Origin of the sequence: Bradyrhizobium sp. SZCCHNRI3052, assembly GCF_032484895.1 — a bacterium.
GTDB lineage: Bacteria > Pseudomonadota > Alphaproteobacteria > Rhizobiales > Xanthobacteraceae > Bradyrhizobium.
Genome location: NZ_JAUETW010000001.1, coordinates 672,418 through 684,797, shown reverse-complemented (window position 1 = coordinate 684,797; position 12,380 = coordinate 672,418). Strand labels below are relative to the sequence as shown.

Below are 12,380 nucleotides of genomic sequence, written 5' to 3'. Positions count from 1 at the left end.
GGAAGCGAGAGATTTTTTCGCAACGCAACAATCAGAAATCGAATTTGCCGCAAACTCGCGGATTATTGATCTCGCTCGGTGACGAAACGGTCCCGACGCGATAGTGTGATCCAGCCATGACCGACGTTCAGAACAGCAGCAATCCAGAAAAAACATTCGATGCGGAAGCGTTCGCGATGAACATCGCGAAAGCCATGGAAAGCAGCGGCAAGGCGCTCTCGGCCTACCTGAAGCCGCGCGAGACGGGCGAAGTTCAGGACCGGCCACCAACCGAATTGACCGAAGTCGTCAAATCCTTCACCGCCGTCGCCGACTACTGGCTGTCGGACAAGGATCGCGCCAGCGACATCCAGACCAAGATCGCCAAGGGCTATCTCGATTTGTGGGGCTCGGCCGCGCGCCGTCTCGCCGGCGAAGACGTACCCCCGGCCATTTCGCCCTCCCCGCGCGACAAGCGCTTCGCCGATCCGGAATGGAAGTCGAACCAGTTCTTCGATTTCGTGATGCAGGCCTATCTGCTGACGACGCAGTGGGCGCAGGACCTTGTCCACAATGCCGAGGGCCTCGATCCGCACACGCGCAAGAAGGCCGAGTTCTACGTCAACCAGATCACCAATGCGCTGGCGCCCTCGAATTTCGTCCTGACCAATCCGGAGGTGCTGCGGCAGACGGTAGCGTCGAGCGGCGATAATCTTGTGCGTGGCATGCAGATGCTCGCGGAGGACATCGAGGCCGGCAAGGGCTCGCTGAAGATCCGCCAGTCCGACCCGGCCAATCTCGAGGTCGGCGTCAACATGGCGACGACGCCGGGCAAGGTGATCTTCCAGAACGAGATGATGCAGCTGATCCAGTACGCGCCGTCGACGGAGAGCGTGCTGCGGACGCCGCTCCTGATCGTGCCGCCCTGGATCAACAAGTTCTACATCCTCGATCTGCGCCCGGAGAAATCCTTCATCAAATGGTGCGTCGATCAGGGCCTGACGGTGTTCGTGATCTCCTGGGTCAATCCCGACAAGTCGCTCGGGACCAAGACCTGGGAGGACTACATGAAGGAAGGCCCGCTCACCGCGATGGACGTCATCGAGAAGGTGACGGGCGAGATGAAGGTGCACACGCTCGGCTATTGCGTCGGCGGCACCATGCTGGCGACGACGCTCGCCTGGCTGGCCGACAAGCGCCGCCAGCGCGTGACCTCGGCGACCTTCCTCGCCGCACAGGTCGACTTCACCCATGCCGGTGATCTCCTGGTGTTCGTCGACGAGACCCAGATCTCGGCGCTGGAGCGCGACATGCAGGCCTCGGGCGTGCTCGAGGGCAGCAAGATGGCGATGGCCTTCAACATGCTGCGCTCGAACGACCTGATCTGGTCCTATGTCGTCAACAACTACCTGAAGGGCCAGCCGCCGCAGGCATTCGACCTGCTGCACTGGAACTCGGACGCCACGCGGATGTCGGCGGCGAACCATTCCTACTACCTGCGCAACTGCTATCTGGAGAACCGGCTGACGCAGGGCACGATGGTGCTGGACAACACGCTGCTGGATCTCTCCAAGGTGAAGGTGCCGGTCTACAACCTCGCCACCCGCGAGGACCACATCGCGCCGGCCGACTCCGTGCTGTACGGATCGCAATTTTTCGGCGGTCCGGTGAAGTACGTGCTTTCGGGCTCGGGCCACATCGCCGGCGTCGTCAATCCCCCCTCCTCCGGCAAGTATCAGTACTGGACCAATGACCAGATCCACGACATCTCGCTGAAGGACTGGATGAAGGGCGCACAGGAGCACAAGGGCTCGTGGTGGCCGGACTGGCGCGAATGGCTGAGCCAGCTCGATCCGGAAGAGGTGCCCGCGCGCGGCGTCGGCAGCGAGGCCTATCCACCGCTCGAGGATGCGCCGGGCTCCTATGTCCGCGTCCGCGCATAGCGCGATCCGCCGCGATTGACTATAAACGCTCCGTCCCGCCGGGACGGGACGGGAATCAGTTGAGGGGATCTCGATGACGCGCGAACTGTTCTGGCTGACGCTCACGGTCATTCTGACCGGCCTGCTGTGGGTTCCCTACATCCTGAACCGCTGCCAGGTCCGCGGCCTGACGGGCGCGATGGCCAACCCCTCCCGCAACGACAAGCCGCACGCGCCGTGGGCGACCCGGCTGATGTTCGCGCACGACAACGCGGTCGAGAACCTCGTGATCTTCGCGCCGCTGGTGCTGATCCTCAACGCGATCGACTATTCGACCAAATGGACCGTGCTCGCCTGCGCCGTCTATTTCTGGTCGCGCGTCGCCCACGTCATCGTCTACGCGATCGGCCTGCCCGTATTTCGCACCCTTGCGTTCGTCGTCGGCTTCATCGCCCAGGCCGTCCTGGCGCTCGCGATCTTCGGCTGGCTCTAGGCCTGTCGGCTAGGGAAGATTGTCCCGCAGGAAGATGTCGATGCGGATGCGCTCCTGATCGGGGCTGATCGGCTCGCCCGAGCAATGCGCGAGCAGGACGCGCGCAGCCGAGCGCGCCTCGTGGCCGGGATCCTGGTTGATGATGGCGTCGCACGTGCCGCGGACCAGGAACCGCCTGGTGTGCTGGGTCAGCTCATGAGTGATCCAGACCACCTCCCGGGCGCGGCCGGATGCCTCGAGCGCATCGGCGATGCCACGGTTGCCGGCGCCACAACAGTAGATGCCGCGCAGATCCGGATGGCGCGCGAGCAGCGCGGCGGTCAGCTCCCGCGTGCGCTCGCTCTCATCGCGGCCTTCGATGGCCGGAAGCGCGAGCAGGTTCGGGTACTCGCTGGACAGGATCTGGTGAAAGCCGAATTGCCGCTCGGCGTGATCGCGCAGCGACAATGATCCCGCGATCACGGCAACCGTCCCCTCGCGACCGCCGAGATAGCGCCCCATCAGCGTGGCCGCCGTCCGCCCCGCGGCAGGGTTGTCGATGCCGACGTAGTGCAGGCGGCGCGAGCTCGGGGCGTCCGAGACCAGGGTCACCACCGCGACGCCGCGCGCGGTGAGTTCGTCGATCGCGGCGCGCACTCTGGGGTGATCCAGCGCGATGACCGCAACGCCCTGATAGGCCGGCGACAGGTTCTCCAGCGCACCGGCCAGCACGTCAGGATCGAACACGTCGACGTGGAGGATATCGATGAAGCCGCGCTGACCGGCCAGCCACTCTGCCGTGCGCTGGACCTGCTCGGTCAGGATGGTCATGAAGCTGTTGCCACCGGTCGGCAGCACGAAGGCAAAGCGGAAGCTCTGGCCGCGCGCGAGCCGTGCCGCTGCGACGTCGGCGCGATAACCCAGCTTGGCAACAGCGGCCTCCACCCGGGCAACGGTCTTGGCACGCACGCCCTCGCGTCGGTTGATGACGCGGTCGACGGTGGCGAGCGACACGCCCGCCGTCCGCGCGACGTCCTCCAGCGTGGCCCGGACCGGTAACGGGTTCGCGTCAGCCGTCACTCGCGCGCCGCCCATAGCATGCCGCGGGTCATCAACGTCCGGATCTCCGGCACGTCGAGCTCGTAGGCACGGTGGCCGAGGGAGGAATAGAACACCCTGCCCGCGCCGTAACGCTTCTTCCAGACCACCGGCATCACCACCCCCTCGATCCATGGGGCGTGCTCTCCGGTGAAGGTCGTGGTCGCCAACACCTCGTTGGCCGGATCGACGTGCATGTAATACTGCTCGGAACGGTGCTCGAAACTTGTCAGGCCCTTCATGATGGGATCGTCCGGCCTGGTCAAGTCGACCCGGTAGTCGATGATGTTGCCGGGATGGGTGACCCATTGCCCGCCGCACAGGAACTGGTAGTCGACCGAATCGCGGAAGGCATCGCACATGCCGCCATGATGGCCGGCGAGCCCAACGCCGCTGCGCACCGCCGCGCAGAGGTTGAGCGCTTCCGCCTTCTCGATCTTGGACATCGTGTAGATCGGGATGATCAGCGACAGATCGTGGATCGCAGGATCTGCGAACGCGGCCGTCGTGGTCTCGATCCGCACCTCGAAGCCTTCCGCCTTGAGCCAGCCGCGGATCATCGAGGCACAGAGATCGGGGTCATGTCCTGGCCAGCCGCCCCATACAATCATTGCCTTGCGCATGTCTCTGTCCTCAGTCGATCTGTCCGGTGTCGCGTCCAACAGGCAAAATCGCCGGCCGCTCCACGCGGCTCTCGATCTTGACCCGCCGCCCTTCGCTTGCGGAGGTCTGGAACGCCTCCATGACCTCCAGCACGTGGAAGGCGAGCGCACCGCTGGCCCGATGCGGCCGGTCGTTCAGGATCGCGGTCGCCATATCGGCCACGCCGATGGAGCGGAACTCGCCGTCGACGTGACCATGCGTCAACGGCATCGTCTGCCAGTCGCCGCCGGTCTTGGCGACCTGCACCTCGCCGCCGAAGCGGTTGGGGTCCGGCACCAGCATGCTGCCCTCGGCGCCATAGATCTCGATGGGCGCGTGCCGGTGCTTCGGAACGTCGAAACTCATGGTGACCGAGACCACCGCCCCGCTCTCGAACTCGAGCGTGCCCGCGACGTGGGTCGCGACCTCGACCGGGATCAGCGTGCCGTTCATCGGCTGGCTGGTGACCAGGCGTTCGGATCTCGGGCGCGCGGTCGAGCCCATCACGCTCGCGACCGGGCCAAGCAACTGCACCAGATCGGTGATGTAGTATGGGCCCATGTCGAGCATCGGGCCGCCGCCGCGCAGGTAATAGAAGCCCGGCGCCGGATGCCAGCGCTCATGGCCGGGACAGCCGAAGAACGCGCTGCCCGCGACAGGCGTGCCGATCGCGCCGTCGTCGATCAGCTTGCGCGCGGTCTGGTGGCCGCCGCCGAGGAACGTGTCGGGCGCGCAGCCGACCCGCAGGTTCTTCTGCGCGGCAAGCTCGATCACCTTGCGGGCTTCCGCGACGTCGATTCCGAGCGGCTTCTCGGAATGAACGTGCTTGCCGGCATTTAGCACGGCGAGACTGACGTCGGTATGGGCGAGCGGCACGGTGAGATTGATGACGATCTCGACGTCATCGCGCTTCAGCAATTGATCGACCCGCATCGCCGGCAGGCCGAAGGCTGCGCCCTGTCGCTCGGCTGCGTCGCTGCGCATGTCGGCGAGCGCCTTGATGTCCAGAACGGGGAAGCGCTGGGCCGCCTTCAGATAGGCGGTGCTGATGTTGCCGCAGCCGATGATGCCGATGCCGACTTTTCTCATTGGGGTCTCCGTGAGGTCCGGTTCATCCCTTGACCGCGCCCGACGTCAGGCCGGCAACGATGTGCTTCTGCGCCAGGAGGAAGAGGATGATCGTTGGCAGGATGGTCAGGGTGATGAAGGCGAGGATCAGGTGCCACTCGGACGAATACTCGCCCTGATAGACCATGATGCCGAGCGGCCATGGATACAGCGCATCGGTGTTGAGCATCACCAGCGGCAGCAGATAGGCGTTCCAGCTGTTGACGAAGGTAATGGTGCCGACCGTCGCCAGGATCGGGCGCGACAATGGCAACGTCACGTAGCGGAAGAATTTGATATAGCTGCAGCCGTCGACCAGCGCGGCCTCGAGCAGCTCGTAGGGGATGTCCTTGAAGAAGCGGCGCAGCAACAGCACGCTCATGGCGAAGCTGAAGGCGACCTGCGGCAGCGCGACGCCGAAATAGGTGTCGAGCAGCCCGAGATCGCGCACCTTGATGAACAGCGGCAACACCGCGGTCGCCGCCGGAAACAGCAGGCCGAGCGTCAAATAGCTCAGCAGCATCGAGCTGCCGTAGAATCGGACATGGGCAAAGGTGAAGGCCGCCATCGACGCGACGATGAGAGTCAGAACGACCGTCAGCGTGGAGATGATCAGCGAATTGCGCAGGAGCTGCCAGTAGCGCCCGGAGAACAGGATATCGGCATAGTTCTGCCACGCCCAGTGCTGCGGCAGGCCGAACGGATTCACGCGCAATTCCCCGAGCGACTTGAAGCCACCGAGCAGCGTCGCAAGCAGCGGCACCAGCACGAAGATGGCGACGATCGCGAGGAACACCGTCTTGAACAGCACGGCGGGATCGAATGGTGCCCGGAACGTCTCCACCTTATTCATCGCGCATGAACCATCGCTTGTAGGTGAAGGCAAAGGTCACGCAGATCACGAACAGGATGACGCCGATGGCGCTGCCATAGCCGACCCGCATCCGGGAGATGCCGTTGTTGTAGAGAAAGCTCACCATTGTATTCGAGGAGTCGGCGGGCCCTCCGCGCGTCAGCGGCATCACCAGGTCGAACAGCTGCAGCGAGCCGACGATGGCGAAGAACACCGAGAGCCGAATCGTCGGGTAGAGCAAGGGAATGACGATGTGGCGCAGGCTCTGCGACCGCGTCGCACCGTCGATCCGGGCGGCCTCGATCAGGCTCTTGTCGATGCTCTGCAGCGCGGCGATGAACAGCATCATGTGGAAGCCGAAATACTTCCAGACGATCACGATCAGCACCGCCAGCATCGCCGTGTCGGTCGAGGCCAGCAGATGCGGCGGCTCGGCGCCGAAGCTGCGCCAGATCGACGCGACCAGGCCATAATCGCCGTCATAGACGAAGCTGAAGATCAGCCCGGTCGCGATCTCGGCGAGGATATAGGGCATGAAGAACAGCATCCGCAGCGCCACCGCGCCGCGGAACCGCTCCGCGAGCATCAGGGCCAGCGTCAGCGCCAGCGGCAACTGGACACACAGCGAGACCGCAATGATCAGGCCGTTGTTGCGCAGCGCGAGCCAGAACGCGCGCGTCTCCAGCACGAAACGATAGTTGTCAAAGCCGATCCAATGGGTCGGCCTGCCGAACCCATTCCAGTTGAAGCCCGAGTACCAGGCGGCCTCGCCGATCGGCAGCACCACGAAGAGCGTGAACAGCAGCAGCGCAGGCGGCAGGAACAGGATCAGGACGGTGAAGCGGCCGTCCCAGCTCGGGCCGCCCACCGCGCGCGTGGAGAGCGATGCCGGCGATACACCCATCGCCGGCGAACTCGCGATCGGACGTGCCACGTCAGTTGCCCTGCTTCCGCGCTGCCTCGATCGCCTTGGCAGCCTCCTGCGGACTCATGCTGCCGCCGGCTATCTCCGCGGAGACATCGTTGACGACGCGACCGACGGAGGGGCCGAGGCTCTGGTCATAGAAGTTCTGGTGATAGTTCGATTTGGCCAGATTGGACGCGATCAGCTTCATGAAGGAATTGTTGAGGCCGGCGTCCGCGCCCTGCACCACCGGGATGATGAAATTTCCCGCCGCCAACCGTGTCTGGACGTCCTTGGAGATGAAGTACTTCAGGAAATCGACGGCTTCCTTGGGCGAGCCCTTGGTGACCAACCAGCCGGTGATGCCGCCGAGCGTATCCGTCGGCGCGCCCTTGCCGCCTTGCACGACCGGAAAATCGAACCAGCAGATCTTGTCTTCGCTCAAGCCGACCTTGTCGGCGGCGAGCGCCCGCTGCAGATTGTAGACGGAGCTGATCGCGAGCGTCATCGCCGCCTTGCCATCGCCGAAATATCCGACGGCCTGCGGGTTCTTGAAGCCAAGAAAGCCATTCTGGAATGGCTGGAGATCGACGAGCTGCTTGAACAGCTCGCCTGATTTGACGAAGGTGTCGCCGGCAAAGCCGCCATTCTCGCCGCGCAGCGCCGCGTCGAATGCCGGCTTGCCGCCGATCCGCACCGCAAGATGCGTCCAGTAGAAATGCAGCGGCCATTTGTCGGCGCCGCCGACCACGATCGGGGTCACGCCGGCCGCCTTCAACGTCTTCACGGCGCTCAGCAGATCGTCCCAGCTCTTGATCGCCGTGGGATCGACCTTGGCCTTGGCCATCAGCTCCTTGTTGCAGACGAAGCCGACCTGCGACAGCGAGATCGGAAGGCCGTAGACGTGGCCGCCATCGGTGAATGCCGCGAGCGCCGCCGGAGTCACGCTGTCGCTGTAGCCTTTCACCTGCTCGGTGATGTCCTCGAGCACGCCAGCCTCGATCTGCGCCTTCAGGACACCGCCCGCCCAGCTGTAGATGATGTTCGGCCGGTCCTTGGACTGCAGGATGGTCGGCAGCTTGGCCTTGTAGGCCTCGTTCTCGAGGAACTGCATCTCGATCTTGACGCCCGGATGCGACGCCTCATAGGCGCGGGCCACCTCCTCCCAGATCTTCACCTGGGCTGGATTGACCTCGATATGCAGCCATTTCACGGTGGTATCGGCGCTCGCGACGGTGGCCCAGAGCAGGCATGCGGCAGCGGCGAGTCCCAGCTTCGCGAGCAGTCTCATCACAATCCTCCCAACCGTCTTCTTTGTTGCGGTAATCCTGTCCTCATTTTTTGAGGTGCGCAACTGAAATTCTGACAGAGCAAACCTCAAACGTGTTCGCATTTGCGAACAGCTTCACGAGTAGACAGAGAGATTGCTAATTGGGCTGAGCAAGACTCGGCGGGCAGCCGCACGCGCCTTTCGCCTGGAAAAGGCGGAGCGGGCGTCTGCCGCACCGCGAAGGATGTGCTGGAGATCGCCTGACGCTCAGGTGCAGCGCGCCTTGAAATTTGCGGCGACGAGCTTCGCCATCACGTCGTTGAGATGCGCCTGGTCGCGCGTCTCGATCACCAGCTCGAGCAGGGTCGCCTTGGCCGGCAGGTCCGAGAACGTTCGCTGATGCGACACCTCGATGATGTTGGCGCCGGCATCGGCGAGCAGCGTCGACACGGCAGCGAGTTGTCCGGGACGATCGACGATGTCGATCGACAGCTGCGTCAGCCGCCCCTCGCGAGCGAGCTCGCGGGTGAGCACCGAGGCGATCAGTCGGGTGTCGATGTTGCCGCCGCTCAGCACCAGGCCGACATTGCGGCCGGCAAACTGCGCGGGGTGCGCGAGCACTGCGGCGAGACCGACGGCGCCGGCGCCTTCGACCACCGTCTTCTCGATCGAGATCAGCGTGGCGAGCGCACGCTCGATCTGCGGCTCGTTGACCAGCAGGATATCGTCGACGAGATGGCGGATGATCTCGGTCGTGATCCGGCCCGGCGATTTCACCGCGATGCCCTCGGCGAGCGTGTCGCCGCGCATCGGCAGCTGACTGCTGCGGATGGCGTTGTACATCGACGGATAGAGTTCGGCCTGAACGCCGACGATGCGCAAGCCCGGCTTGATTGCGCGCGCCGCGACCGCCATGCCGGAGATCAGCCCGCCGCCGCCGATCGGCACCACGAGCGTATCGAGCTCGGGGACCACCGCGAGCATCTCCAGCGCCACCGTGCCCTGCCCTGCGATGATCAGTGGATCGTCGTAAGGATGGATCATGGTCATGCCGTGCGCCGCGCCGTGCTCCCTGGCGAACGCGCCCGCCTCCTCCAAGGTGGCGCCGGAAATCACGACCTCGGCGCCGTGCCGCTTGGTGTTCTCCACCTTCACCATCGGCGTGCCCACCGGCATCACGATGGTCGCGGGAATGCCGAGACGCCGCGCGTTATACGCGACGCCCTGCGCGTGGTTGCCGGCCGACATCGCGATCACGCCGCGTTCGCGCTGCTCGGCGGACAGCGCATTCAGCCGGTTCAGCGCGCCGCGCTCCTTGAACGACGACGTGAACTGCAGGTTCTCGAATTTCAGCCAGACGTTGCAGCCGCAGATCTCGCCGAGCGTCCGGCTCTGGTTGCAGGCCGTCGCGAGCACGGCGCCACCGATGGTCTCGGCGGCGGCCCGCACATCGTTGGCGGTGACGGGCAGCGCGTTCAGATCAGTGGCGGTCATGGGTCTGCCCATCCCTCAGCGTGCGTCATTGCACGCGATGCCGGCGGCGCGCCGACCTCGCATGATGTTGCCGATCGTGCCGGCGCGTCTGCGGCCGGACGATCCAGATCGGTCTCAGCTCCCGAGATCGGGCAGTCCGAGCATCAGCCGCATGTTCTGCACGGCCGCGCCCGAGGCGCCCTTGCCGAGATTGTCGAGCCGCGCCACCAGCACCGCCTGGTGATGCTGGTCGCTGGCGAAGACGTAGAGCTCGAGCTTGTTCGTCTCGTTCAGCGCCTCCGGCTCGAGCCGGCCGCTCTTGGCCGCCGCGCCATCGAGCGGCATCACCGAGACGTATTTGCTGCCGGCATAATGCTTCGTCAGGGCCGCCTGCAGGTCCGAGCCTGACGGCTTGCCCGGCAGTGTGTCGAGTTGCAGCGGCACGGAGACCAGCATGCCCTGCCGGTAGTTGCCGACGGAGGGAATGAAGATCGGCCGCCGGGTCAGCCGCGAATAGAGCTGCAGCTCAGGCAGATGCTTGTGCTCGAGGCCGAGACCGTACAGCTCGAAGTTCGGCGCGGTGCCATTCTCAAAGGCCGCGATCATCGTCTTGCCGCCGCCGGAATAGCCGCTCACCGCGTTCACCGTGACCGGATAGTCCTGCGGCATCAGTCGGGCATCGACCAGCGGCCGCAGCAGCGCGATGCCGCCGGTGGGATAGCAGCCGGGATTGGAGACCTTGCGCGCATTCCGGATCTTGTCGGCCTGGTCGGCGGCGAGCTCGGGAAAGCCATAGGCCCAGTCCGGCGCGACCCGGTATGCGGTCGACGCGTCCAGCACCTTCGGCGCAGAGCTGCCCATGCCGTCGATCAGCGCCACCGTCTCCTTGGCCGCATCGTCCGGCAGGCAAAGGATGACGAGATCGACCTCGGCCATCAGCGCCCGCTTGGCCGCCGGATCCTTGCGCTTGTCCTCGGCGATCGTCTTCACGACGATGTCCGGCTGGTGCCGGAGACGCTCGGCGATTCCCAGGCCGGTCGTTCCCGAGCCGCCGTCGACGAACACGGCGCGTGTCGCAGTCCCGGAGGCGGCGTGAGCTTTCGGCACGTTGCTGTCGATCACGGTCATGACACGCTCCTTAGGTCTGGGTTTCGCCGGCAAAGGCCTGGGGCCGCGCCTGCCGCATGAGAGAGGAAATCTGTTGCGAGCCAATGTCGGGCTGCTCGCCGAGCCTCGTCGCGATCGTCGCGTAGTCGGCCTCGGACTTGTGCTGGTTGAGCTTGAAACTGCCTTCGACCTGATCGATCGTCATGACGATGCCCACAATCGCCTTGCGCATCGCCTCGAGGCGTCCCGCCGTCATCTTGTCCGAGGTCCAGGGCTTCTTCGGCAGCAGCCGCTGCTCGAACTTCGCACTGACCTCATCCGTCTGCCGCGCGAGCTCGGCCTCCGACAAGATCCGCGCCGTACCGGTCAGATGCACGGCCTGATAGAGCCAGGTCGGCACTTGGTCGGGCGACACATACCAATCGGCGGAGACGTAAGCATCGGCGCCGCTGACGGCCAACAGCCAGGGCGTCGTACCGTCGGCGATCCTTGCCAGCGGATTGCCGCGCGCGACATGGAAGAACGCCTGCGGCGTACCATCGTTCAAGGCGCCCAGGTGAAACGGCACCGGTGACGCGATCGGCTTTGTGCCGTCCCACGCGCAGACCATGCCGAAGCCGCGCGCGTCAGCGAAGCCGAGGCTCGCGGCGCGATCGGGCTTGAAGGGCGGTGGCGTGTACATCGGAAACTCCTGCTGGACGAAGGAGCCGCCTGATCAATCGCGCTGCAAGGAGAAAGTCTGCCGCGGGATCGGATCCGGCGGCAGGGGCTGTGATCTAGACGCAGATCATCGCCCGTACCGCGGAGGTACGACGGCGCATTTCGGCGATCATGTGGGTCGCTGCGTTGATCATGGGGGCAGGCCTATAAGGCTGCCAGGTTCCTGCGTCAAGCTCGCAAGTCGGCCCGGCGCGTTCAGGGCTGGGGTCAGACCGCATGCCACAGCCATTCCATGATGCGCCCGATGATGTCGCCGAACAGCAGCAGCACCGCCGACCACACCAGCGCCGACACGAAGTTGGCGATCTGGAACACCATGTAGGGCATCTCGAAAATGCCCGCCGCCAGCGGCACCGATGCGCGCAACGGGCCAAAGAACCGGCCGATGAAGATGCTCGGCACGCCCCAATCGCGCACGAAGGCCTCGCCGCGCGGCAGCAGCTCCGGGTAGCGCGACAGCGGCCACATCTGGGCGACGCGGTCCTTGTAGCGGTAGCCGAACCAGTAGGAGACCCAGTCGCCGAGCGCGGCGCCGATGCCCCCGGCCAGCCATATCGGCCAGAAGCTGATCCCGGTGGCGCCGATCAGGGCGCCGATCGCGACCAGGGCGCCCCAGGCGGGAATCAGGAGCGAGACGAAGGCCAGGGACTCGCCAAAGGCAAGCAGCAGGACGATCGGAGCAGCCCAGGCCTGATGGTCGCGCACGAAGTCGGCAACCGCGCGGCCAAAATCTTCCATCTGCTCGACGCCTTTCTGCTCCGCGGCGCTTAAGTGCTTGAAGGCCTTCGCGGTTCCATGGCGCAGACTGGTACGCCACCGAACCCGCCCACTTC

12 protein-coding genes are annotated in these 12,380 nt (G+C 64.9%); 2 read left to right on the top strand and 10 right to left on the bottom strand.

Annotated elements, in window-relative coordinates; genetic code table 11:
• The first annotated feature begins 116 nt into the window (after positions 1 to 116).
• A complete protein-coding gene (locus QW887_RS03205; RefSeq protein ID WP_316164782.1) occupies positions 117 to 1,922 on the top strand; it encodes a class I poly(R)-hydroxyalkanoic acid synthase in 1,806 nt (601 codons plus the stop codon).
• Positions 1,923 to 1,995: 73 nt separating this feature from the next.
• On the top strand, positions 1,996 to 2,394 hold the full coding sequence (locus tag QW887_RS03200; RefSeq protein WP_315751659.1) for an MAPEG family protein: 399 nt from the start codon (positions 1,996 to 1,998) through the stop codon (positions 2,392 to 2,394).
• A gap of 9 nt (positions 2,395 to 2,403) precedes the next feature.
• Here QW887_RS03200 and QW887_RS03195 read toward each other — a convergent pair whose 3' ends face one another.
• The 10 genes from QW887_RS03195 to QW887_RS03150 form a co-directional block, all read right to left on the bottom strand.
• Entirely contained in the window at positions 2,404 to 3,453 is a 1,050-nt protein-coding gene (locus QW887_RS03195) for a LacI family DNA-binding transcriptional regulator (RefSeq protein ID WP_315712126.1), read from the bottom strand.
• Positions 3,450 to 4,094: a ThuA domain-containing protein gene (locus QW887_RS03190; RefSeq protein WP_316173709.1), complete on the bottom strand. Its 645-nt coding sequence runs from the start codon at positions 4,092 to 4,094 to the stop codon at positions 3,450 to 3,452. Before QW887_RS03190 ends, QW887_RS03195 begins: the two co-directional genes overlap by 4 nt.
• A 10-nt stretch (positions 4,095 to 4,104) precedes the next feature.
• Positions 4,105 to 5,202: a Gfo/Idh/MocA family oxidoreductase gene (locus tag QW887_RS03185; RefSeq protein WP_316173711.1), complete on the bottom strand. Its 1,098-nt coding sequence runs from the start codon at positions 5,200 to 5,202 to the stop codon at positions 4,105 to 4,107.
• 22 nt (positions 5,203 to 5,224) lie between these two features.
• Positions 5,225 to 6,073 carry a carbohydrate ABC transporter permease gene (locus tag QW887_RS03180; protein ID WP_316194167.1) on the bottom strand — a complete coding sequence of 283 codons (849 nt, stop codon included), beginning with the start codon at positions 6,071 to 6,073 and terminating at the stop codon, positions 5,225 to 5,227.
• Positions 6,066 to 7,007, bottom strand: coding sequence for a sugar ABC transporter permease (locus QW887_RS03175; RefSeq protein WP_315712132.1), 942 nt, complete (start codon positions 7,005 to 7,007; stop codon positions 6,066 to 6,068). The genes QW887_RS03180 and QW887_RS03175 overlap by 8 nt, the downstream gene beginning before the upstream one ends.
• A 1-nt stretch (position 7,008) precedes the next feature.
• Positions 7,009 to 8,268, bottom strand: coding sequence for an extracellular solute-binding protein (locus QW887_RS03170; protein WP_315751661.1), 1,260 nt, complete (start codon positions 8,266 to 8,268; stop codon positions 7,009 to 7,011).
• A gap of 246 nt (positions 8,269 to 8,514) precedes the next feature.
• Positions 8,515 to 9,741 (bottom strand): threonine ammonia-lyase, encoded by a 1,227-nt coding sequence (locus tag QW887_RS03165; protein ID WP_315712136.1) that lies wholly within the window; start codon positions 9,739 to 9,741, stop codon positions 8,515 to 8,517.
• 114 nt (positions 9,742 to 9,855) lie between these two features.
• Positions 9,856 to 10,848: an N-acetyl-gamma-glutamyl-phosphate reductase gene (gene argC / locus QW887_RS03160; RefSeq protein WP_315712138.1), complete on the bottom strand. Its 993-nt coding sequence runs from the start codon at positions 10,846 to 10,848 to the stop codon at positions 9,856 to 9,858.
• A gap of 10 nt (positions 10,849 to 10,858) precedes the next feature.
• Positions 10,859 to 11,509 (bottom strand): FMN-binding negative transcriptional regulator, encoded by a 651-nt coding sequence (locus QW887_RS03155; RefSeq protein WP_315712139.1) that lies wholly within the window; start codon positions 11,507 to 11,509, stop codon positions 10,859 to 10,861.
• Between the two features lie 245 nt (positions 11,510 to 11,754).
• On the bottom strand, positions 11,755 to 12,285 hold the full coding sequence (locus QW887_RS03150; protein WP_315712141.1) for a DedA family protein: 531 nt from the start codon (positions 12,283 to 12,285) through the stop codon (positions 11,755 to 11,757).
• Positions 12,286 to 12,380: the final 95 nt, after the last annotated feature.